The sequence below is a fragment of the Pseudomonas sp. D47 genome (genome assembly GCF_045447305.1).
In the GTDB taxonomy this organism is placed as follows: domain Bacteria; phylum Pseudomonadota; class Gammaproteobacteria; order Pseudomonadales; family Pseudomonadaceae; genus Aquipseudomonas.
This window is the reverse complement of record NZ_JBJGXU010000001.1, coordinates 354841-377580: the sequence shown is the minus strand read 5'-3', so window position 1 is coordinate 377580 and position 22740 is coordinate 354841. Positions and strand designations below refer to the sequence as shown.

Genomic DNA, 22740 nt, shown 5'->3' with positions numbered 1-22740 from the left:
GCCGATGAAGCGCTTCTATGTGATTTTGGTGCTGGCGATTGCAATCGCCCTGGCACTGGCTGTGGGTATTTCGAAACACACCGGTTACGTGCTGATTACCTACCCGCATCTGCTGCATTACGAGTCGAGCCTGTGGGCCACGCTGGTGGCGGTGTTTGCAGTGGTTCTGGTGATCTACTTGATCCGCGTGCTGCTGAGCTTGCTCACCACCTCCGGTGGCGTGGTCAACCCGTGGTCGCGGCGCAACCGGAGCCGTCGGGTACAGATCGCGATTGAACAGGGCCAGATGGACCTCGCCGAAGGCCGCTGGGCCAGCGCCGAACGCCACCTGCACCGTGCCGCCGAAGCCGAGCGTCAACCGTTGCTCTACTACCTTGGCGCAGCGCGTGCGGCCAATGAGCAGGGCCGCTATGAAGAGGCTGACGCTTTGCTGGAGCGCGCCTTGGAGCGTCAGCCCCAGGCGGAGTTGGCGGTCGCCTTGAGTCATGCGCAATTGCAGATGGACCGCGGCGACACTGAAGGTGCGCTGGTCACCCTGCAAGCGATGCACGAGCGTCATCCGCATAACCCGCAGGTGTTGCGTCAGTTGCAGCGCTTGCATCAGCAGCGGGGCGATTGGCCGTCGGTGATCCGTCTGCTGCCGGAGTTGCGCAAGGACAAGGTGCTTCCCGCCAGCGAATTAGCTGAGCTGGAGCGTCGCGCCTGGGGTGAAAACCTTGGCCTGGCGGCCCAGCGTGAAGAGCAGGGCGAGGCCGGTTTACAGTCTTTGGACCGGGCATGGGAGCAACTGACTTCCGCCCAGCGCCAGGAGCCACAACTGGTGCTGGCTTACGCTGAGCAGCTGCGTCGATTGGGCGCCGATGCCAAGGCCGAGGAGGTACTGCGCGGCGCGATCAAGCGCGGTTACGACAGCCACCTGATCCGGCTTTACGGTTTGCTGCGTGGCGCAGACCCGGCTCGACAACTGAAATTTGCCGAAGGCTGGCTGAAGGACCATCCGGGTGATGCCAGCCTGCTGCTGACCCTGGGTCGCCTGTGTTTGCAAACCAGTTTGTGGGGCAAGGCGCGGGACTACTTGGAAAACAGCCTGCAGGTGCAGCGCAATCCTGAGGCATGCGCTGAGCTGGCGCGTCTGCTTGCCCAATTAGGTGACACGGAGCGTAGCAACCAATTGTTCCAAGAAGGGCTTGGCCTGTTGGACAGCCGTCTGTTGGCCGCACCATTACCCGTTCCTGCACGGGTTTGAAGTAGGAAAGAGGGTGGAGGTTGGCTCAGAAGCGTCTGAGGGCCAGCCCTCCATCACTGTGCAAATGCTGGGTCTAAAGCCCTGCGTAGTAAATTCCTACTGCTGACGGCTTGAAGTCATCCATGTTCTGGCGGCATATCCCCATGCTCTTGCGGAATTGTCTGCTCTAGCGCGTATTGAAAGGGGTCGGGCCTTTCCTCTACCGTAACGACCTATCTCTTGCGGTACGGATAACAATGTCTTTGGCCCCTTCACGCTCCTTGTTTTTCCTGGCGTTCATGGCTGGTGCGCTGACGTTGGGTGCGTCTTTTTATCTTGAGTATGGCGCGCTGCTCCGTCCGTGTTTCCTGTGCCAGATGCAACGCATCTTTCTGGCAACCTTCACGCTGATCAATTTGATGGCTGCGTTCCATAGCCCACGGCGCTCTGCGGCCTACTTTTATGCGATGGGCAGCATGGGGTGTGCATTGCTCGGCGCCATCACTGCCGTGCGGCAAGTGCTGCTACAAAATGCCGCGCCGGAGCAGGCCACCGATTGCTGGCCGAGCTTGCAGTACATGATCGAAAACCTGTCGTTATGGCAGGCCCTGCAATTGACGGTCAAAGGCACCGTTGATTGCGTGGAGATCAACTGGACACTGTTTGACTTGAGCCTTCCCGAGTGGAGCCTGTTGTTCTTCGTGGCGATGCTGATCCTGGGCATCATGCAGTTTTCACCACTGTTATTCGGCCGCCGCTTGGGCCTTGCAACGCAGTAAAAGTAAGTCGCAGTGGGTAGGAAGGGATTAAACACTTGTATGAACTTTCTCTCCTGCGTACCTTGAAGCGATAGTCATGCGGGCATAATCTGGCCCGCACGCATTATCGAAACCGTTTGTCAGATGCGGCTTTGTCCGGCTGCCGCTTTATCCTTGAGTTGCGCGGGCACAGAGCGGCAGCGCCCCCTATAGGGAAGAGAGATCATCATGCTGGAAAGTTGTCAGAATGCTCAGGAACGCTGGGGTGGGGTGCACAAGCTGATCGACAGCTGGTTGAAGGCACGTCACGAACTGGTTCGAGCCTTTGATGCTCTCGGCGCCAAGCCCGAGGCACTGGCTGAGAATCGCGAACCGCTGCAAGACTTTTGCGGTGTATTGGTGGACTACGTGTCTGCCGGCCATTTCGGGGTCTACGAGCAACTGACCAAAGAGGCGGAAGCCTTTGATGATCAGCGCGGTCTGGAATTGGCCGAGACCCTTTACCCACGCATTGATGTCATCACGGAAAAGCTGCTGGCGTTCACCGACCTGTGTGATGCCGGCAAATGTGTTGCGGAAAAATTCAAAGAGCTCGGTGGGTTGCTACATGAGCGTTTCGAACTGGAAGACTGCCTGATCGAAGTGCTGCACAACGCCCACAAGGAAGAGGCGGCCACCCAGGCCTGACCCTTCGCGGCGAGAAAAAAACGGTGCGCATGGCGCACCGTTTTTTATTGGGTCAGTGGCGGGTACCGAGCAATTCGATCTCGAACACCAGCGGCGTATACGCGGGTATCAACTCACCTGCACCGTCGGCGCCATAGGCTTGCGCCGATGGAATCACCAGGCGCCATTTCGCACCTACCGGCATTTGTTGCAGGGCGCTGCTCCAGCCGCTGATCACGCTGTCCAGGCGAAACCACTGCGGCTGCGTGCTCTTATCGAAGACGGTCCCATCGGGTAACCGACCCACGTATTTCACTTGTACCTCATCACTGGCCAACGGTTTGCTGCCGTTGCCGGGTGTGAGTTCCGTAAGCAGGATGCCATCTGCCAATTCGCGTACGCCGCTTGCGGTTTTTTCCTTGGCTAAAAATTGCTGCTCAGCGGCGAGTGCTTTTTCGCTGCTTGGCACCTCGGCGTCGGCTGCGCTTTGTGCTTCGTGCTGGGCCAGGATCTGCTCGATGCGTGCGTTGTCCAGCGCCAGTGGTTTGCCTTGGTAGGCTTGCTTGAGGCCGTCGACGAGGGCCTGGATCTGCAGGTCGGGGACTTCCTGGCGCAAGCGTTCGCCGAGGCTCGCCCCCAGGCTGTAGGCAAGATCGTGTGGGTCTTGGGCAGTGGTTTTGGGCGGCGATTGCTCACCCGCATTGGCTGCAAAAACCGCCAAGCCAAGCACTAAAAAAAGGTAACGCGACATGAGCATTCTCCCGCCGAAAGTGCGACGGATTATGCCAGTGTGAGTGCGCAAAAAGTGCCGTGGATTTTCGTTATATCGATAAGATTTTTCGCACGGTGCAACGCAAGGCAAACGATACTGTCAACATGCCCTAGCGGCGGTAAGAGCAGAGGGCTAGTATGAGCCGCACCCACGTCAGCCAGGAGGTAAACCATGTCGGCCAAACAGAAGCCTGTAAATACCCCGTTGCATTTGCTCCAACAACTTTCGGGCAGCTTGCTCGAACATCTGGAAAGCGCGTGTTCCCAGGCCTTGGCCGATGCAGAAAAACTGCTCGCCAAACTGGAAAAACAACGCGGTAAAGCGCAAGAAAAGCTGCACAAGTCCCGCACCAAACTGCAAGACGCCGCCACTGCCGGCAAGGCCAAGGCTCAAGCCAAAGCCAAAGGCGCGGTCAAAGAACTTGAGGACCTGCTGGACGCTCTCAAGGATCGCCAAGCTGAAACCCGTACCTACATTTCCCAACTCAAACGCGATGCTCAGGAAAGCTTGAAGCTGGCCCAGGGCGTTGGTCGAGTGAAAGAAGCTGTGGCTAAAGTGCTGGGCGCTCGTACTCCGGCAAAAGCTGTTGCGTCGAAGGCTTCGGCTAAGACTGCGGTCAAGCCAGCGGCTAAAAAAACTGCTGCTGCAAAACCAGCCGCTAAGCCAGCTGCCAAAACCGCTGCTGCAAAACCAGCCGCTAAGCCAGCCGCCAAAACTGCTGCTGCGAAACCGGCCGCTAAGCCAGCTGCCAAAACCGCTGCTGCAAAACCAGCCGCTAAGCCAGCCGCCAAAACTGCTGCTGCGAAACCGACCGCCAAGCCAGCTGCCAAAGCTGCTGCTGCGAAACCGGCCGCCAAGCCAGCTGCCAAAACTGCTGCTGCGAAACCAGCTGCCAAGCCAGCTGCTAAAACTGCTGCTGCAAAACCGGCCGCCAAGCCAGTTGCCAAAACTGCTGCTGCAAAACCGGCCGCCAAGCCAGTTGCCAAAACTGCTGCTGCTAAACCGGCCGCCAAGCCAGTAGCCAAACCTGCTGCTGCGAAACTAGCCGCCAAGCCAGTAGCCAAAACTGCTGCTGCGAAACCAGCCGCCAAGCCAGCTGCCAAACCTGCTGCTGCGAAGCCAGCCGTTAAGCCGGCTGCCAAACCTGCTGCTGCCAAACCAGCCGCTAAGCCAGCAGTTGCAAAACCAGCTGCAAAGCCAGCAGTTGCAAAAGCAGCCGCAAAACCTGCTGCTGCAAAGCCTGCACCGGCCAAGCCAGCAGCCCCGGCTGCTACCCCGGCTGCGTCCACCGCGCCAACCGCATCGGCCAGCAGCACCCCTGCACCGGTAGCGCCAAGCACCACCCCAACCAGCGCTTCCTAAGTGCCGGTGGCCATGGCGCGCAGCGATTGCAGCGCGTCGTGGTCAAGGTTGGCGGCTTCGGTCGCCAAGCCTTCAAGCCATCCTTGGTGATCCTCGCTTTCTCCGATCGGCCATGCTTGCGTTAGCGTCTCCAGCCGCGTCAGCAACTCCCGTTCCGCCTCCTGCTCCAGGGCTTTGACCCGTTCGCGTAACGCCGCCAATGGCTCATCCTGCTGCGCCATGGCTCGCCACTGCACGCGCACCTGTCGTAACGGTTCGACCACTTCTTTCTGCCACGGCCGCGCAATGTCCTGCAGCGCCTGCATGCGTTCGGATGTCGACGCCACGCCGCGTTGCTCCAGCCACGCGCCACAGAGCAGCAGGCACACATCCGCGCCTTTGGCCTGTAAACGCAGGCAAGCGGCTTCGACGCCCGGGCGGGCGTAAATCGAGAGGGCAAAGCTCCACAGGTCAGCGCACATATTCACACCCAAGCCAGCGGCCAACGAAGCTGGTAGACTCCGCCGCCATTATGATCCGACTTCAAAGCCTAACATTACAGCGTGGCCCGCAACGTCTTCTTGAAGACGCCGAGCTGACCCTGCACGCCGGTCACAAAGCCGGCCTGATCGGTGCCAACGGCGCCGGCAAATCCACGTTGTTCGCTCTGTTGCTGGGTGAGCTGACCCCAGATTCCGGGGACTGCCTGCTGCCGGCCGACTGGCGCATCGCCCATATGCGCCAGGAGATCGACACCCTGGACCGTATCGCGGTCGACTACGTGCTCGATGGCGACCAGCGCCTGCGTCAGGTGCAACACGACCTGGCCGAGGCCGAGAAAGCCCAGGACGGCGCCGCCCAGGCCCGCCTGCACTCGGAACTCGACAGTGCCGACGGCTACACCGCCGACGCCCGCGCCCGCAAGATGCTTGCCGGCCTTGGTTTTACCAACGAGCAGATGGATCGCCCGGTTGCCGACTTCTCCGGTGGCTGGCGCATGCGCCTGAACCTGGCCCAGGCGCTGATGTGCCCCTCGGACTTGTTGCTGCTCGACGAACCGACCAACCACTTGGACCTTGATGCGATCCTGTGGCTGGAAGATTTCCTCAAGAGCTACCCGGGCACTTTGCTGCTGATTTCCCACGACCGGGATTTCCTCGACGCCGTGGTCGACAACATCGCCCACGTCGAACAGAAGAAAATCACTCTGTACCGTGGCGGCTACACTGCGTTCGAACGTGCGCGCGCCGAGCGCCTGGCCCAGCAGCAACAGGCTTTCGAGAAGCAGCAGGCGCAACGTGCGCACATGGAAAGCTACATCGCCCGGTTCAAGGCCCAGGCCACCAAGGCCCGTCAGGCCCAGAGCCGGATCAAGGCGTTGGAGCGCATGGAAGAGCTGTCGGCGGCCCACGTCGATTCGCCGTTCGACTTTGTCTTCCGCGAGTCGGTGAAAATCTCCAGTCCGTTGCTGGATCTTTCGGATGCACGCCTGGGTTATGGCGACAAAACCATCCTGGAGAAGGTCAAACTTCAGCTTACGCCGGGCGCGCGCATCGGTTTGCTCGGCCCTAACGGTGCGGGCAAGTCGACGCTGATCAAGAACCTGTCGGGTGAATTGCAGCCCCTGGCTGGCCGCCTGACCCGTGGTGAGAACCTGGTGGTGGGCTACTTTGCCCAGCATCAGCTGGACTCCCTCGATGCCAAGGCCAGCCCGCTGCTGCACCTGCAACGCCTGGCGCCGACCGAGCGCGAGCAAACCCTGCGCGACTTCCTCGGCGGCTTCGACTTCCGTGGCGCGCGCATTGATGAGCCGGTGCTGAATTTCTCCGGTGGCGAAAAGGCCCGACTCGCCCTGGCATTGATCGCCTGGGACCGTCCGAACCTGTTGCTGCTTGACGAACCCACTAACCACTTGGACCTGGAAATGCGCCTGGCGCTGACCATGGCCTTGCAGGAGTTCAGTGGTGCGGTGCTGGTGGTCTCTCACGATCGCCACTTGCTCAAGAGCACCACCGACAACTTCCTGCTGGTGGCTGACGGCAAAGTCGAAGAGTTCGACGGTGACCTGGACGACTACGCACGTTGGCTGACGGAATACCGCCTGCGCAACGCGCCGGCCAGCAATACGCCGGTCAACCCGGACAAGACTGACAAGAAAGCCCAGCGCCAGGCTGCCGCCGCACTGCGCCAGCAGTTGGCACCGCACAAGCGCGAAGCCGACAAGCTGGAAGCCGAACTGGGCAAGGTGCACGAGCGCCTGGCCAAGATCGAAGCCAGCCTGGGTGACAGCGCCGTGTACGAGGCGGCGCGCAAGGACGAACTGCGCGACCTGCTCGCCGAACAGGCCAAGCTCAAGGTGCGTGAAGGTCAGTTGGAGGAAACCTGGATGGAAGCCCTCGAACTGCTCGAAAGCCTGCAAGCGGAGCTGGAGGCGCTGTCCTGATGGAAGCGCTGCAATTGCCGTTGCCGACGCAGTGGGTCGAACCTGCCTGGGTCGGCGTGCAAATCCTGCTGATCCTGCTGGCCGGCTACCTTGCCCAACGCTTCGTCGCCAAAGGCCTCACCCGTCTGGGTGAGCGTTATCCGTTCCCGCCGCAACTGCTGATGCCGCTGCGCGGAGGCTTGCGCTGGCTGATCATGGGCAGCGCGCTGATCTTCGTGCTGGGCCGCCTCGGTGTGTCCGCCACGGTGTTGTGGACGGCGCTGTCGGGGTTTGTCGCGGTGGCTGCCGTGGCGTTCTTCGCCATGTGGTCGGTGCTGTCCAACCTGTTGTGCGCGATCTTGATCTTTACTGTCGGGCCGTTCCGCCTCGGTGACATCGTCGAGCTGGTGGATACCGTCGACAAGCCGGGCGTCAAAGGCCGGGTCGTTGCGATCAATCTGCTCTACACCACGCTGATCGAAGTCGAAGAAGCGGGCACCGACAGCGCAATGGTGCAAGTGCCCAACAGCCTGTTCTTCCAGCGCTCGGTGCGGCGCTGGCCTGGCACTCATGTGTTTCCGGGCGACCGCTAGCAGCCAGCCCCATCAAAAATAGATAGCCAGCCTTTGGTCGGCGGAGTTAGCTTTAGGTACAACCGCTAACTCTCTCCCTGAGGTGTGTAATGGCACTCGACACATGGCTGGCCTTTTTCGTGGCCAGTTGGATCATTTCCCTTTCCCCTGGCGCCGGTGCCATCGCTTCGATGTCAAGCGGCCTGCAATACGGTTTCCTGCGCGGTTACTGGAATGCCATTGGCCTGCAATTGGGCCTGGCGATGCAGATTGCCGTGGTCGCGGGCGGCCTGGGTGCCATTCTGGCGGCGTCTTCCACCGCGTTTTATGCGATCAAATGGTTTGGCGTGGGCTACTTGGTGTACCTGGCGATCAAGCAATGGCGAGCCTTGCCCATGGACATGAGCGAGGACGCGGCGATTCGCCCAATCGGCAAGCCAATGGCGATGATGTTCCGTGGGTTCCTGGTCAACGCCAGCAACCCCAAGGCCCTGGTGTTCATGCTGGCGGTGCTGCCGCAATTCGTGAACCCGCAGGCGCCGCTGCTGATCCAGTACCTGATCCTGGGCGCGACCATGATCAGCGTCGATATGATCGTGATGGCAGGCTATACGGGGCTGGCGTCGAAAGTCTTGCGCATGTTGCGCACGCCTAAGCAGCAAAAGCGCATGAACCGCACGTTTGCCGGGTTGTTTGTTGGCGCTGCTGGCTTTCTCGCCAGCTTGCATCGCGCAACGGCGTAACTGACGAAACCAGATTAAAAATGTGGGAGCTGGCTTGCTTGCGATAGCAGCACCTTGGTGTAACTGATACACCAAGGTGTCTGCATCGCAGTCAAGCCAGCTCCCACATTTGATTTGTGTTGCTTGTGAAGTCGCGGCTCAGCGCAGAATCTTCGGCGCCTCATCCCTTGGCAGGTTATTGCGCAGCGCAGGCTTGCCCGGGTCTTGATACCCGCCGCTCAATTGCTCCGCCAACTGCCGTGCCACATCCTCACCCAAGGCTTTCGACACTTCCTTCACCACGCGCGGCCGGTTCAAGCTCACGCGAACATCGCGGCTGTTCACCAGCTTCGTGTCCTGGCCTTCACCCATGGCGGTAAACGCCGAGGTGATCTCAAAGGTGCGCGTGTTGATCAGGCTGAAATCCGCCACCAGCGTCAGGCCGAGCACGGCCGAATAGCTATTGGTGTGGTCCAGGGCGTTGATGTCCTGGGTGAAGTCGATGTCTGACAGGGTGCCGAACAACACGTAGTCCGCGCCCTTGAAGTTGCCGGCCTTGATGCGCTTGATCACGTCATACACGTCACCCTTGGCATCGGCGGTGTAAGGCGTGCCCTGCACCAGCTGGAACTGGCGCGACTTGAGAATCTCGCCCTTGATATCACCGCTGAATTTACGCAGCTCGGTCTGTTCGATGTAGCTGGTGCGGCTTTCGTACTCGCTGTAGCTCGACGCACCGCTGGCGTTATACGCGCTGGCTTGGAAGTTATTGCTGGCCGAAACCGCGTGGATGTATTCCTCGACCCGCGCCTCGTAGGCAAGGTCGGTCACCGCGATCTTCGGGGCGGCCGAGGCGCCAAAGGCGCACAGCAGGCCGATCATGCCGATCCATGCACGCATTGCTTAGCGCTCCGTGGTTTTGCGGATTTCTTTTTCGTCCATCCATTCGGCCAGGCCGCTCTCGACGTCGATCAGTTGCAGGCTGAACTTGTAGAACACGTCCTTGTAGTCCGAGCTGCGTTTGACGATGGAGCTGATGGAGCCTTCCAGGCGGTACTTGGCGGCGACCATGTTGCCGGTCTTGCTGACCGTGGATTTCTTGTACAAGCCGCTCTGGTTCTGCAACTTGAGCTGGTCGACCTGGCTTTGCATGTCGGTGTTATCGCTGGCGAAGCGGGCGGTGCCGGTCTTCATCAGTTGGGTCTTGATCGACGTGGTGATCTCGCGGGTGTCGATGTACTCGCTGGTCTTGTTCTTCACGTCATACACCTGCACCACCGGGCGGCCTTGCAGGATGCCGGACTGAGCCAGGGAGCGGGTCATGCTTTCGGCGATCATCTGCAGGTCGGTGGAACCGAACTCGTTGGTCACCAGTTCCACAGCCTTGGTGTCGCCGTAGCTGATGTTCTTGCCGCCGAGTACCGGCGAGGTGTTGGAGCAACCGCTGGCCAGAAGGGCGACGACGGCGATGATCGAGAAGCGTGCAAACATGGGGAAATCTCTCTGAATTCTGATAGAGCAGCGGCTCAAGGGGTTTTCACTTCAAGACGGAAGTCCGCGGCCTGGGGCAGGTTAGCGATGGCCGGCAGGAAGGTTGCCTGGTTGGCGTAAAGGTTCAGCACTTTCCAGGTTTCTTCATCGCCTACCGGGAAGCCATCGGCACCCAGCCAGGCGAAGCGGTAGTACATCATCTGGTTGCTGCTGGTGATGTTGCTCAACTGCACTTTGGCGGTGAGGAAGCCGTTTTCACGGGCCACACGAATGGCGCCGACGGCGATGCCCTTGAATTTGCCCATCACCACGATTTTGCTGGCGGCGCTGCCAGGCTCCGGCGGCGGCGGGGTGGCGCAGCCGGCGAGCAGGACCAGCGCCAGGGCGCCGAGGGTGAAATGACGCATAGCGTGCTCCTTAAGGTTGTTTGAGGGCGATGGCTTGAGTGGAAGTGCTCGGCACTACACGGGCCGCGAGGCCGCCGGCGAATACTTGGTTGCCGACCACGCGCAGGGTGATCACTTGGTAGCGCTGATCGGCCTTGACCGTCACCAGCGTGCCGCCTAGGGCGTTGGGCAGGCTGACCTGATGGTCACCGTGCTTGAGGCGCAGGCGCGTCACTTGGGTCATGTCCGGCAGCGTGCGCCAGGTGCGGGTGTCGGCCCCTTCGGTCACGGCCGAGGCGATGCCCAGTACCAGACCTGCCATGGGGTTGGCCTTGTTCAGGTTGTTTTGCGCAATGCCACGGCTGACTGCACGCACGGTGGTGCGCAGGATGATCCCCGGCATGTCGTCACGCAGGGCGCGGCGCGACATGGCGGTGGTGCTGTTGAGTGCGGTGAGGTTCTGTTGCTTGCCGTCGACGCCGATCTGGGCAAAGGTCGCCGTGGAGTTGTCAGCCTTGATCACCGGGAACGACAGCGGCGTGATCACCAGGCGGCCGTCGATCGGGATCGGCAGTGGCAGGCGAATCGAGTCACGCGCCGGTGCCAGGCCGCTCTGGACCACAATCAGCACGTCGGTCTCGTCGGCACCGACCTTGGATTTGTCCAGGTTCAGCAACGCTTGCTCCAGCAGCGGCGTATTGGGGCGCAGCTCGGCGGCCTTGCGATAGCCGGGCGCCGCCAGGTCTCTTTCGCCCAGGGCTTCGTAGACAAAGCCCGCCAGGTAATGGCTGAACGCACTCTGGTAGCTGTTTTTCAGGCCGACCACTTCCGGCGCATCCAGTGCTTCTATCGGGTAGCCGCGCAGGTCTTTGATCTGGGTAGTGACGCCCTGGCGCTCGGCTTCGTTTTCGCGCTTGAGGTATTCCTTGTCGCGCAAGTCGGCGATGACCGCTTCGCGCTCGTGGGTCTTCTTGATCTCGGTGCGGGCACCATCGAAGTCGTTCAAAGCCAGCAGGTTCAAGGCCATCTGGGTGGTCAGCATGACCTTTTCGTAGTCATAACCCTCGTAGCGACGCACTTTGTCGTTGACCATGAAGCTGCCGAACTGGGCGAGGTACTTCTCGCTGTCGAACTTGACCGACTCTTCCCACTTGTAGACTTGCAGGTCGGCGCTGCGCCAGGCGGTCTGGCTACCGGTGAGGTCGCCTTTGGCCCGTAACAGCTCGCCCTTTTCAAAGAAATAGAGCAGGTCCTTGTCTTCGCCGGTGTTGTTCTTTTCCAACAGGGTCAGGGCGCCGTCGACATTGCCGGTGGCCAGCTGTTGGTTGGTGGCTTGCAGCTCGGTGTCGTAGCTGCGAAACATCGTACAACCGGATAACAAGGTAACCGCCGCGAGTGCGAGTGGGGTCAAGGCGCGAAATGCCATGTAAACGTCTTCCCTGAAAGTCATCAGCCGATGTGCTAGTTCCTCATAAGAACGAGGAAATAAATTCCCTTTCGCAATAACAGGGCGCGGCATTATAGGCGCCGCGAGTGGCAAAACAATGGCTTTTTGCTGTGATGTAATCGACAAATGCCATCGCTGGTATCTCGAAATAACGCATCCCTTCCGACGAGAAATCATTAACGCCTTGAGTCAAACCTTTTAACGATAAACAATGTGTTACTTCGCATTTCCACTTGAGATTCATTCATGACTGCCCCCTACCGTTTTCTCGCCTGGCTGCTGTTGCCGGTGTTGATGTCGTGCAGCTTCAACCTGCTGGCTGCGACTGCCGAAGGCGCCCCGCAAGCCCTGCATCTGCTGGATTACATTGGTGCTGACTACCCACCGACGGTGGAGGCGGGCAAGGTTATCGATGAGTCTGAATACCGCGAACAGCTAGAGTTTCTCGGCGTTTTGCAGGGCTTGGTGGCTGAACTGCCGCAAAGGCCGGAGCGCGCGGAGCTGGTCAAGGGCGTCGACGAATTGTTAGCGGCTGTAACCGCTCATCAGGATGGCGCGACAGTCGCCCGCCAAGCCCGTCAGTTGGGCGCCAAACTCGCGGTGGCGTATGAAGTCAGCCAGGCGCCGGCGATCACGCCAGACCCCACGCGTGGCGCACCGCTCTATGCCCAGCATTGCTCGGTATGCCACGGCACTGCGGGCGCGGGTGATGGCCCAGCGTCCACAGGCATGACGCCGCCGCCCGCTAACCTGCGCGATGCCGTGCGCCTTGATCGCCTCAGCCTCTATGCGATCTACAACACGCTCGGCCTGGGCGTTGAAGGCACCGACATGCCGTCCTTCGCCGATCAGTTGGACGACCGTCAGCGCTGGGACTTGGCAACCTACATCGCCGGCTTCACGGCTGATCCGGCCGCGGCCAAAAGCGAACAACCGTTCAACTTGGCCGACCTGGCCCGCCAGACCCCCAATGAAGTGCTGGCGGCCAGTGGTCCGGGCGCGGCCGCGACGTTCCGCGCCCAGCGCGCGCAACCGCCGCAGGTCAAGCGTGGCCCGGCGCAGTTGCTCGATTACACCGCCAGCACACTGGACAAGAGCCTCGTCGCGTTCCGTAATGGTGATCACGAGCAAGCTTACGACTTGTCGGTGGCCGCGTACCTGGAAGGCTTCGAGCTGGTGGAAAGCTCGCTGGATAACGTCAATGCCAACGTGCGCAAGGACACCGAGAAAGCCCTGATGGCCTACCGGCAGTCGTTGCAGGACGGCCTGCCGATCGAGCAGGTGCAACAGCGCCTGGACGTGGCCAAGGGCAAACTCACCGAATCTGCCGGCTTGCTGGGCAGCGATGGCTTGAGCTGGTCGTTGAGCTACATCTCCGGCTTGCTGATCCTGTTGCGTGAAGGCCTGGAAGCGATTCTGGTGCTGGCGGCGATCCTGGCGTTCCTGCGTAACACCGGCCAACAGTCGGCGGTGCGCAGCGTGAACGTCGGCTGGGGCCTGGCGCTGTTGGCCGGCCTGGCGACCTGGGCATTGGCGGCGTATGTGATTGACGTCAGCGGCGCCCAGCGCGAATTGCTTGAAGGCTGTACGGCGTTGTTCGCCAGCGTGATGGTGTTGTGGCTGGGCGTGTGGATGCACGACCGACGCCACGCAGCGGCTTGGCAGGATTACATCAAGAGCAGCCTGGTGGGCGGCGGCGGGCGATTTGGCTTTGCGGTGCTGGCGTTCTTCTCGGTGTACCGCGAGTTGTTCGAAGTGATCCTGTTCTACGAAACCCTGTGGCTGCAAGCCGGCCCCGCCGGGCACAACGCGGTACTGGCGGGCGGCGCCACGGCGCTGGTGTTGCTGGTGGGCCTGGCGTGGGTAATCCTGCGCGGTTCGGCGAAGCTGCCATTGGCGTTGTTCTTTGGCATCAACGCGGCGCTGCTGTGTGCCTTGTCGGTGGTGTTCGCCGGGCATGGCGTCAAAGCGTTGCAGGAGGCGGGCATTTTCGGCACGCGGCCGGTGGCGTTCTTTGACTTCGACTGGCTGGGCATCCACGCCGATGCCTACTCATTGAGTGCGCAGGCGGTGGCGATCCTGGCGATTGTGGTGCTGTACGGCCGCAGCCGCCTGACTGAAAAACGCCGCGTGGCGGCCTAACCATGCGCGTATGGATCGATGCCGATGCCTGCCCACGGGCGGCCAAGGACCAAGTGGTGAAGTTCGCCCTCAAGCGCGAGTTCGAGGTGGTGCTGGTGGCGGGGCAGAGCCAGATCAAGCCGAGTTTCGCCTGTGTAAAGCTGATTGTGGTGCCCAGCGGCCCAGATGCGGCGGATGACTACCTGGTGGAGCACGCGGTGCCTGGGGAGTTGGTGATCTGCAGCGACGTGCCCCTGGCCGACCGCCTGGTGAAGAAGGGCGTGACGGCCCTCGACCCACGCGGTAAGGAATTCAGCCCGGCCAACATGAGCGAACGGCTGGCAGTGCGTAACCTGTTTACCGATCTGCGTGAGCAGGGCCAGATGGGCGGCGGCCCACCGCCCCATGGGGAAAAGGACAAGCAGGCGTTTGCCAATGCGCTGGACAGGATACTGACCAAGTTGATGCGCCAGGCCTGACCTCTTGTGAGCAGGGCTTTTTGTGGCTGACGGGTTTGTTGTGGCGAGCAAGGCTTGTTGCGGGGAGCGGGCTTTTCGTGGCAAGCCCGCTAGCCACAACATAAGTGTTCGGCGACCCGATCAATCATTCTCGTGGGTCAATTCCAACACCCGATCCACCAGTTTGTTGATGCCTGACGCCACTTCACTGATGCTCTTGCCGAGCATGTAGGCCGGGGTGCTCACCAGTTTGCGTGCCTTGTCCTCGACAATATCCTCAACCCCGCATTCCTGGTGGGTGGCGCCCATCTTGTCCAGGGCAGCGGCGGTGTCGGCGCAATTGCCGATGGTGCAGGTGACGCCGGGGCCGTAGATCTTCGCGGCGAGTGCTGGCGAGATACAGATCAGCCCCACCGGCTTGCCCGCTTCAGCAAACGCTTCAGCCAGCGCCAGCACCTGCGGGTTGACGCTGCAACCGGCGCCTTCCACGGCAAAGTTCGACAGGTTCTTCGCCGCGCCAAACCCGCCGGGCACGATCAGCGCATCGAAGTCTTCGGCGCTGGCCTCACGGATGTCCTTCACGTCACCCCGGGCGATGCGCGCCGATTCGACCAGCACATTGCGCGACTCAGGCATTTCCTCGCCGGTGAGGTGGTTGATCACGTGGTGTTGAGCGATATCCGGCGCAAAGCATTGAACCTGGGCACCACGCTGGTCCAGGCGCAGCAAGGTGATGACGCTTTCGTGTATCTCTGCACCGTCGTACACGCCACAGCCGGAAAGGATCACTGCAACTTTTTTGCTCATGAGTATTTCTCCCTATTTCATGGCGTTAAATGTCTACTAATTTGTCACCTGTTGCCAATGGGATCTTGCTCCGCTACACCTAATCTTGATGTAACAAAAATAGACCGGACTAGCCCATGGACTTCGTGCCTTACGCGGTACCGTTTTTCATCGCCTTGATCGTGGTTGAGCTGCTCGCCGACCACTGGCGCGGCGAGCGCAACTACCGGGTGGCGGACGCCATCAACAGCCTCAGCACCGGCGTGCTCTCGACCACCACGGGGCTGCTGACCAAAGGCGTGGGCCTGCTGACCTACGCGTTCGCCCTCAAGCACCTGGCACTGATCGAACTGCCTGCCCAGAGCGTGTGGACCTGGGTGTTCGCCTTCGTCTTCTACGACTTCTGCTACTACTGGCTGCATCGCTGCGGCCATGAGCGCAATATTCTGTGGGCCGCGCACTCGGTGCATCACCAGAGTGAGGACTACAACCTGACCACCGCTTTGCGCCAGACCAGCACCGGCTTTCTGCTGAGCTGGATCTTCTACTTGCCTCTGGCCGTGGTGGGCGTGCCGCTGGTGGTGTTTATCAGCGTGGCGTCGCTCAATCTGCTGTATCAATTCTGGGTGCACACCCGCCATGTGCCCAAGCTCGGCTGGTTCGAGTGGTTCTTCGTCACACCGTCCAATCATCGGGCCCACCATGCACAGAACGCTCTCTACATGGATCGCAACTACGGCGGGGTGTTCATTATTTGGGACCGCCTGTTCGGCAGTTTCCAGGAAGAAGACGATAACGAACCGGTGATCTTTGGCGTCACCACGCCTTTAGCCAGTTGGAACCCGCTGTGGGCCAACCTGCAGTTTTATGCGCAGTTATGGAGTGACGCACGACGTACCGAGAGCGGGTGGGACAAGCTGCGCATCTGGTTCATGCGCACCGGCTGGCGCCCGGCAGACGTTAAAGCCAAATACCCGCTGGCTAAGCCTGACTTGAGCCAGTTCCGCAAATTCGAAGTGCCGTTGGACGCGCGCCAGCAGGTCTACATCGCCCTGCAATTTGCAGCGTATGTGGGGTTTGGCAGTTATCTGATGAATTTTGGCGAAGGGCTGTCTACGGCGGCGCTGATCCTGGGCTGGAGTGCGATGGCGTTGGGGTTGTTTACGCTGGGCGTGGCCCTGGAGAACCGCCCTTGGGCGCTAAAGGCTGAGCTGGTGCGCCTGGGGCTGAATGTGCCGCTGGTGTGGCTGGCGCCGGCGGTCGGGCTGTGGCCGGCCAGCAACTTAGGCTGGCTGGGCCTGGTGAGTTACAGCTTGCTCAGCGTGATCGGCCTCTACTGTTGCAGAGACCGGCTTACTCGATTGGCGTCTTAGGCGCCTCGACCGCGGCGGGCTCGGCGGCGAGCCGGGCTTTTGCATCTTCGCAGGCCTGGCGGGCAATGCGTGCGTTCTTGAAGCGGCGACGCAGCCACAGGCCTAAGCCCAGCAGCAGTAGCGCGCCCAACACCCACAGCTCATATTTCTTGATGCTGCCCAGCATGCCTTCCAATACCGCGCCAAAATGGTACGCCGCAGCGCCAAGCGCTGCCGCCCACACCGCTGCGCCAATGCCGTTCAGCACCAAATAGCGCAAAGGCGGGTAACCGGACAAGCCAATCGCCACAGGCATGACGGTGCGCAGACCATAGACGAACCTGAAGCTCAGCACCCAGATGTCCGGATGCTTACGGATATGTTCCAGCGCTTTGTCGCCCATCAATTGCCAGCGCGGCTTGCGCGCCAGCAGTTTGCGGCCGTGCTTGCGCCCCATGAAGTACCACAGCTGGTCGCCGGCGTAGCTGCCACAAAAGGCAACGACCACGACCAGATTGATGTCCATGTATCCACGGAACGCCAAGAAGCCTGCGAGAACCAGGATGGTCTCGCCTTCAAAGAACGTGCCCAAGAAGAGCGCAAAGTAGCCGAAGTCATGCAGAAATTGTTGAAGCATGGTCTGGGGTGCTGGCGAAATGAACGCGCAGCCTACGCCTTCGTGAACATTCATGAAAGTATCGAGATGTGTCACGAAGTGAACAATTCCTACATAAACGACGAATGCGACTACAGGTCGCATCGATAAGCACAACTGTCATTCCTTCGTCATAATGGCCGCTTATAACTGCAACGCTCGCCCGTAAACGCGGGCTCAGGAGTCTGTCGTGAGCTTTACCCCTGCCAATCGCCTGTTCCCTGCCACCCGCCTGCGCCGTAACCGTCGTGATGATTTTTCTCGCCGCCTGGTCCGTGAAAACGTGCTGACGACGAATGATCTGATCCTGCCGGTGTTTGTGCTGGACGGTGAAAATCGTCGGGAAGCAGTGGCGTCGATGCCGAGTGTGGAGCGTTTGACCATTGATCAGTTGCTGATCGAGGCGGCGAACTGGGTCGAACTGGGGATCCCGGCGGTTGCGCTGTTTCCGGTGACGCCGTCTGAACTCAAGTCGCTTGATGCTGCGCAAGCCTGGAACCCGCAAGGTATCGCTCAGCGCGCCACCCGCGCCTTGCGCGAGCGTTTCCCGGAACTGGGGGTGATCACCGACGTGGCGCTGGACCCGTTCACCACCCACGGCCAAGATGGCATTCTTGACGAAGACGGCTATGTTCAAAACGACATTACCGTCGATGCGCTGGTTAAACAGGCGTTGTCCCACGCAGCCGCAGGCGCCCAGATCGTCGCGCCGTCGGACATGATGGATGGCCGCATCCAGGCGATTCGCGAAGCCCTGGAGCTGGCCGGTTACGTTAACGTACGGATCATGGCCTACTCGGCCAAGTACGCCAGCGCCTATTACGGCCCGTTCCGCGATGCGGTGGGCTCGGCGCTGAACCTGGGCAAGGCTAACAAGGCCTCGTACCAGATGGACCCGGCCAACAGCCATGAAGCCCTGCACGAAGTGGCGGCCGACCTGGCCGAAGGTGCCGACATGGTGATGGTCAAGCCTGGGATGCCTTACCTGGACATCCTTTATCGGGTCAAAGAGGAATTCAAGGTGCCGACCTTTGTCTATCAGGTCAGCGGTGAATACGCCATGCACATGGCCGCGATCCAGAATGGTTGGTTGAGTGAAGGGGTGATCCTCGAATCCCTGACTGCCTTTAAACGTGCTGGCGCTGATGGCATCCTGACCTACTTCGCCGCCCGCGCTGCCCAATTGCTTAGAGAGCAACAATAGCCCTCACAGGAACACTCGATGAATACCGAAGGACTCTCAGAAGTTGCCGTAAAAGACGCTCACCCGGTGGTGGAACAAGTCACCGAGACCCCGCCGGAGCTGGAGCCCGCAGCGCCTGCGGTAGTGGCCGAAGCCCCGGCGCCAGCCCCGGTGGTCGCGGTGACCAACCTGGATGACAGCAGCCTGTACATCCACCGCGAGCTGTCACAACTGCAATTCAACATTCGCGTGCTCGAGCAGGCGCTGGATGAGTCCTATCCGCTGCTGGAGCGGCTGAAATTCTTGCTGATCTTCTCCAGCAACCTGGACGAGTTCTTCGAGATCCGTGTCGCCGGCCTCAAGAAGCAAATTACCTTCGCCCGCGAACAAGCCGGCGCCGACGGCCTGCAGCCGCATCAAGCCCTGGCGCGCATCAGCGAGCTGGTGCACGGCCATGTAGACCGCCAATACGCGATCCTCAACGACATCCTGCTGCCGGAGCTGGAAAAACATCAGGTCCGCTTCATCCGTCGTCGCCACTGGACCACCAAGATCAAGACCTGGGTGCGCCGTTACTTCCGTGACGAGATTTCACCGATCATCACCCCGATCGGCCTCGACCCGACACACCCGTTCCCGCTGCTGGTAAACAAGAGCCTGAACTTCATCGTCGAGCTGGAAGGCATTGACGCCTTCGGTCGCGACTCGGGCCTGGCGATCATCCCGGCGCCGCGGCTGTTGCCACGGATCATCAAGGTACCGGAAGAGGTGGGTGGCGCTGGCGACAACTATGTATTCCTGTCGTCGATGATCCATGCGCATGCCGATGACCTGTTCCAGGGCATGAAGGTAAAAGGCTGCTACCAGTTCCGCCTGACCCGTAACGCCGACTTGGCACTGGACTCCGAAGACGTCGAAGACTTGGCCCGCGCCCTGCGCGGTGAGCTGTTCTCGCGCCGCTACGGTGACGCAGTGCGCCTGGAAGTGGCCGATACCTGCCCTAAACACCTGTCCGACTACCTGCTCAAGCAGTTCAACCTGGCTGAGTCCGAGTTGTACCAGGTCAATGGCCCGGTGAACCTGACGCGCCTGTTCAGCATTACCAGCCTGGACAGCCACCCGGAACTGCAATACACGCCGTTCACGCCGCAGATTCCGAAACTGCTGCAAAACAGCGAGAACATCTTCAGCGTGGTGAGCAAGCAGGACATTCTGCTGTTGCACCCCTTCGAGTCCTTTACCCCGGTGGTCGACCTGCTGCGCCAGGCCGCCAAAGACCCGCATGTATTGGCCGTGCGCCAGACCCTGTACCGCTCCGGCGCCAACTCAGAAATCGTCGATGCGCTGGTAGACGCCGCGCGTAACGGTAAGGAAGTCACCGCGGTGATCGAGTTGCGTGCGCGGTTTGACGAAGAGTCCAACCTGCAATTGGCCAGCCGCCTGCAGGCAGCCGGTGCGGTGGTGATCTACGGCGTGGTCGGCTTCAAGACCCACGCCAAGATGATGCTGATCCTGCGTCGCGAAGCCGGTGAGATCGTGCGTTACGCGCACTTGGGTACCGGTAACTACCACGCCGGTAACGCCAAGCTCTACACCGACTACAGCCTGTTGACCTCCGACGATGCCTTGTGTGAAGACGTCGGCAAGTTGTTCAGCCAGTTGATCGGCATGGGCAAGACCTTGCGCATGAAGAAGCTGCTGCACGCGCCGTTCACGCTCAAGAAGGGCATGCTCGACATGATTGCCCGCGAAACCCAGTTCGCCCTCGACGGCAAACCGGCGCACATCATTGCCAAGTTCAACTCGCTGACCGATCCGAAGATCATCCGCGCGCTGTACAAGGCCAGCCAGTCCGGTGTGCGCATCGACCTGGTGGTGCGCGGCATGTGCTGCCTGCGCCCAGGCATTGTCGGCGTGTCGCATAACATCCATGTGCGCTCGATCATCGGCCGCTTCCTGGAGCACACGCGGGTGTTCTACTTCCTCAACGGCGGCGAAGAGCAGATGTTCCTCTCCAGTGCCGACTGGATGGAGCGCAACCTCGATAAGCGGGTGGAGACGTGCTTCCCGGTGGAAGGCAAGAAGCTGATCATGCGCGTCAAGAAAGAGCTGGAAAGCTACCTGACCGACAACACCCACAGCTGGAGCCTGCAATCGGACGGCCGTTACGTGCGTAACACCCCGACCGGCAACCAGAACCCGCGCAGTGCGCAGGCGACGTTGCTGGAGAAGCTGGGTAGCCCGATTCTTGTGGTGAATTAAGGCTGTACTTGGCACCCAAAAAATGGCCCTTTAGAGGGCCATTTTTATTTGCACTTTTGAGTGATGGGCAGGGCAGTGGTGGCAAGCCCGCTCGTCACAACAAGCCCGTCTGCCACAATAGCCATCAGCGCCCGGGTTAGCGCAGGTTTAATGTGAACCCCACCCGCGTCAGCCACTCCGCCTCCTGGGCGAAGTCCGCCTGGGTCAGTTGGTTTTCATCGAGCCAGCCTTTGGGGAACACCACGTCCAGGCTGTCGCCGTTGGCGCGCAGGGCCACCTGGGGCATTTCCTGGGTGCCACGGATGTGGTGGAACAGGATCGCAAAGCGCAGCAGCACGCACAGGCGGATCAGCTTGCTGCCCTCGCTGCCGAAGTCGGCAAACTTGTCCTTGGGGATGTTGCGGCGATGGCCGCGCACCAGCAGGGCGAGCATTTGTTGGTCTTCGCGGGAGAAGCCGGCGAGGTCCGAGTGCTCGATCAGGTAGGCGCCATGCTTGTGGTAATGGTAGTGGGCGATGTCCAGGCCCACTTCATGCACCTTGGCGGCCCAGCCGAGCAGCTCGCGCCAGACGCCGTCTTCCAGGTCCCAGTCTTCGGCTACTTGGTCGAAAGCATGCAGGGCTTTGCGTTCCACGCGCGCGGCTTGTTCCAGGTCGACGTGATAACGCTCCATCAACGAGCTGAGGGTGCGCTCACGCACGTCTTCATGGTGATGGCGGCCCAGCAGGTCGTAGAGCACGCCTTCGCGCAGGGCGCCGTCGCAGTGGTCCATGCGTTGCAATTCGAGGGCGTCGAAGATCGCCTCGAGGATCGCCAGGCCAGCCGGAAAGATGGTGCGACGGTCGGGCTTGATACCGTCGAAATCGATTTTCTCTGCATCGCCCAGCTTGAACAGCTTGCGCTTGAGCCACGCCAGGCCTTCGGCGTTGACCTCACCGGTGCCATGGCCGCCAGCTTTCAGCGCCAGGCCAATAGCGCGAATGGTGCCGGACGAGCCGATGGCCTCATCCCAGGTCAGGCGGTGCAGGGCGTGCTCGATGCTCATGATTTCCAGGCGCGCGGCCGTGTAGGCCTGGGCATAGCGCGCCGAGGTGATCTTGCCGTCCTTGAAATAACGTTGGGTGTAACTGACGCAACCCATCTGCAGGCTTTCGCGCAGCAGCGGTTCAAAACGCTGGCCGATGATGAATTCGGTACTGCCGCCACCGATGTCGGCCACCAGGCGCTTGCCAGGGGTGTCAGCCAGGGTGTGGGACACGCCGAGGTAGATCAGGCGTGCTTCTTCGCGGCCCGAGATGACTTCTACGGGGTGCCCGAGGATTTCCTCGGCGCGGCGGATGAATTCGCCGCGGTTGCGTGCTTCACGCAAGGCGTTGGTGCCGACGATTCGCACGGCGCCCAGGGGCATGCCGTTGATCAGTTGGGCAAAACGCTTGAGGCAATCGAGCCCGCGCTGCATGGATTCTTCATTGAGCTGGCGCTCGTCGTCGATCCCGGCAGCCAGTTGTACTTTTTCGCCGAGCCGCTCAAGGATGCGGATTTCGCCGTTCTGGGCCTTGGCCACGACCATGTGAAAGCTGTTGGAGCCCAGGTCGATGGCGGCGATCAGGGACAGATTCTTGGCTTGGGATTGCGGCATGGTTTGGGGGTCTCGGTCGATAACCCGACCATCGTGCCACGATCGACCGCCGCCGCCAACGCGTGTGCTTCAGTAATTTGCGTGATGCTGTCTGTGAGGAATTCTTGTGGGAAATGTAGGATTGTTTTGTAAGTGTGCGTTGAATGAGGTGTTCGATACTGTAGGGAGTTTTAACTGTCTACTGTTGCAAGGCGCCTTATTGTTTTTCCTACAGTGGAAGAGTCGATAGGGATCTTTATTGTTTTGCTCAGTACTACATTGTTTATGGGTTAAGGCGATTATTTGTTTTTACTATTCCCACAGTGACTGATGTGTTGTCTGATTCTTTAAGTCAGTGCCAAAGCGACAGACTGTCATCGGCAATTTTGCCTGGGTGGTATTTATTTATCGTCGTGCATGTCCCGGAAGATAGTTGTTAGGCGATGGAGTCGCCAAGGCGCAAATAAAAAACACCTGATAACTTATTTTAGTGACAGGATAAA

General features: G+C 60.3%; 21 protein-coding genes. 12 read left to right on the top strand and 9 right to left on the bottom strand.

Annotation, left to right across the window (positions count from 1 at the left end; genetic code table 11):
• Positions 1-4 precede the first annotated feature (4 nt).
• From ACI77I_RS01755 to rsd, 3 genes are all read left to right on the top strand, one after another.
• Positions 5-1246: a heme biosynthesis protein HemY gene (locus ACI77I_RS01755; protein WP_094948758.1), complete on the top strand. Its 1242-nt coding sequence runs from the start codon at positions 5-7 to the stop codon at positions 1244-1246.
• A gap of 236 nt (positions 1247-1482) precedes the next feature.
• Positions 1483-2004 (top strand): disulfide bond formation protein B, encoded by a 522-nt coding sequence (locus tag ACI77I_RS01750; protein WP_094948759.1) that lies wholly within the window; start codon positions 1483-1485, stop codon positions 2002-2004.
• 207 nt (positions 2005-2211) lie between these two features.
• The gene (rsd, locus tag ACI77I_RS01745) at positions 2212-2670 is read left to right on the top strand and encodes a sigma D regulator (RefSeq protein WP_094948760.1); all 459 of its coding nucleotides are present in this window, start codon (positions 2212-2214) and stop codon (positions 2668-2670) included.
• Positions 2671-2722: 52 nt separating this feature from the next.
• Here the strand turns inward: rsd and ACI77I_RS01740 are convergent, their stop codons facing one another.
• Positions 2723-3400 carry an FKBP-type peptidyl-prolyl cis-trans isomerase gene (locus ACI77I_RS01740; protein WP_094948761.1) on the bottom strand — a complete coding sequence of 226 codons (678 nt, stop codon included), beginning with the start codon at positions 3398-3400 and terminating at the stop codon, positions 2723-2725.
• A gap of 192 nt (positions 3401-3592) precedes the next feature.
• Here ACI77I_RS01740 and ACI77I_RS01735 point away from each other — a divergent pair, with 192 nt between their 5' ends.
• Positions 3593-4783, top strand: coding sequence for an AlgP family protein (locus tag ACI77I_RS01735; RefSeq protein ID WP_406996853.1), 1191 nt, complete (start codon positions 3593-3595; stop codon positions 4781-4783).
• Here the strand turns inward: ACI77I_RS01735 and ACI77I_RS01730 are convergent.
• Positions 4780-5244 carry a TIGR02444 family protein gene (locus ACI77I_RS01730; protein WP_406996852.1) on the bottom strand — a complete coding sequence of 155 codons (465 nt, stop codon included), beginning with the start codon at positions 5242-5244 and terminating at the stop codon, positions 4780-4782. The two genes, ACI77I_RS01735 and ACI77I_RS01730, sit on opposite strands and share 4 nt — an antisense overlap.
• Before the next feature lie 50 nt (positions 5245-5294).
• Between ACI77I_RS01730 and ACI77I_RS01725 the strand changes: the two genes are divergently transcribed.
• The 3 genes from ACI77I_RS01725 (at position 5295) to ACI77I_RS01715 (ending at position 8499) form a co-directional block, all read left to right on the top strand.
• Positions 5295-7205: an ATP-binding cassette domain-containing protein gene (locus ACI77I_RS01725; RefSeq protein ID WP_242153433.1), complete on the top strand. Its 1911-nt coding sequence runs from the start codon at positions 5295-5297 to the stop codon at positions 7203-7205.
• Positions 7205-7777: a mechanosensitive ion channel family protein gene (locus tag ACI77I_RS01720; RefSeq protein WP_094948765.1), complete on the top strand. Its 573-nt coding sequence runs from the start codon at positions 7205-7207 to the stop codon at positions 7775-7777. Before ACI77I_RS01725 ends, ACI77I_RS01720 begins: the two co-directional genes overlap by 1 nt.
• Positions 7778-7866: 89 nt before the next feature.
• Positions 7867-8499 (top strand): LysE family transporter, encoded by a 633-nt coding sequence (locus ACI77I_RS01715; RefSeq protein WP_094948766.1) that lies wholly within the window; start codon positions 7867-7869, stop codon positions 8497-8499.
• Between the two features lie 138 nt (positions 8500-8637).
• Here the strand turns inward: ACI77I_RS01715 and ACI77I_RS01710 are convergent, their stop codons facing one another.
• From ACI77I_RS01710 to ACI77I_RS01695, 4 genes are read right to left on the bottom strand one after another with little or no spacing between them, the layout of a single operon-like run.
• Positions 8638-9378, bottom strand: a complete 741-nt coding sequence (locus ACI77I_RS01710; RefSeq protein WP_406996851.1) for a penicillin-binding protein activator LpoB — start codon at positions 9376-9378, stop codon at positions 8638-8640.
• A gap of 3 nt (positions 9379-9381) precedes the next feature.
• Positions 9382-9969 (bottom strand): penicillin-binding protein activator LpoB, encoded by a 588-nt coding sequence (gene lpoB / locus ACI77I_RS01705; protein WP_094948768.1) that lies wholly within the window; start codon positions 9967-9969, stop codon positions 9382-9384.
• A gap of 35 nt (positions 9970-10004) precedes the next feature.
• Complete coding sequence (locus ACI77I_RS01700; protein WP_406996850.1) at positions 10005-10376, bottom strand: YcfL family protein; 372 nt, start codon at positions 10374-10376, stop codon at positions 10005-10007.
• A 10-nt stretch (positions 10377-10386) separates the two neighbouring features.
• Positions 10387-11781 (bottom strand): COG3014 family protein, encoded by a 1395-nt coding sequence (locus ACI77I_RS01695; RefSeq protein WP_094948769.1) that lies wholly within the window; start codon positions 11779-11781, stop codon positions 10387-10389.
• A 267-nt stretch (positions 11782-12048) separates the two neighbouring features.
• On the opposite strand from ACI77I_RS01695, the gene ACI77I_RS01690 reads away from it, so the two are divergent.
• Together ACI77I_RS01690 and ACI77I_RS01685 are read left to right on the top strand one after the other, a co-directional pair.
• A complete protein-coding gene (locus ACI77I_RS01690; protein WP_406996849.1) occupies positions 12049-13944 on the top strand; it encodes an FTR1 family protein in 1896 nt (631 codons plus the stop codon).
• Positions 13945-13946: 2 nt separating this feature from the next.
• A complete protein-coding gene (locus ACI77I_RS01685) occupies positions 13947-14402 on the top strand; it encodes a YaiI/YqxD family protein (protein ID WP_094948771.1) in 456 nt (151 codons plus the stop codon).
• A 120-nt stretch (positions 14403-14522) separates the two neighbouring features.
• Here ACI77I_RS01685 and elbB read toward each other — a convergent pair whose 3' ends face one another.
• Positions 14523-15188 (bottom strand): isoprenoid biosynthesis glyoxalase ElbB, encoded by a 666-nt coding sequence (gene elbB / locus ACI77I_RS01680; RefSeq protein ID WP_094948772.1) that lies wholly within the window; start codon positions 15186-15188, stop codon positions 14523-14525.
• Between the two features lie 116 nt (positions 15189-15304).
• Between elbB and ACI77I_RS01675 the strand changes: the two genes are divergently transcribed.
• Positions 15305-16540: a sterol desaturase family protein gene (locus ACI77I_RS01675; RefSeq protein WP_094948773.1), complete on the top strand. Its 1236-nt coding sequence runs from the start codon at positions 15305-15307 to the stop codon at positions 16538-16540.
• On the opposite strand, the gene ACI77I_RS01670 is transcribed toward ACI77I_RS01675, so the two are convergent.
• On the bottom strand, positions 16521-17156 hold the full coding sequence (locus tag ACI77I_RS01670) for a DedA family protein (protein WP_406996934.1): 636 nt from the start codon (positions 17154-17156) through the stop codon (positions 16521-16523). The genes ACI77I_RS01675 and ACI77I_RS01670 overlap by 20 nt on opposite strands.
• Before the next feature lie 208 nt (positions 17157-17364).
• On the opposite strand from ACI77I_RS01670, the gene hemB reads away from it, so the two are divergent.
• Together hemB and ppk1 are read left to right on the top strand one after the other, a co-directional pair.
• Positions 17365-18378: a porphobilinogen synthase gene (hemB, locus tag ACI77I_RS01665; RefSeq protein WP_406996848.1), complete on the top strand. Its 1014-nt coding sequence runs from the start codon at positions 17365-17367 to the stop codon at positions 18376-18378.
• A gap of 18 nt (positions 18379-18396) precedes the next feature.
• Entirely contained in the window at positions 18397-20619 is a 2223-nt protein-coding gene (ppk1, locus tag ACI77I_RS01660; RefSeq protein ID WP_094948775.1) for a polyphosphate kinase 1, read from the top strand.
• Positions 20620-20755: 136 nt separating this feature from the next.
• Here the strand turns inward: ppk1 and ppx are convergent, their stop codons facing one another.
• Complete coding sequence (gene ppx / locus ACI77I_RS01655; RefSeq protein ID WP_406996847.1) at positions 20756-22258, bottom strand: exopolyphosphatase; 1503 nt, start codon at positions 22256-22258, stop codon at positions 20756-20758.
• Positions 22259-22740 lie beyond the last annotated feature (482 nt).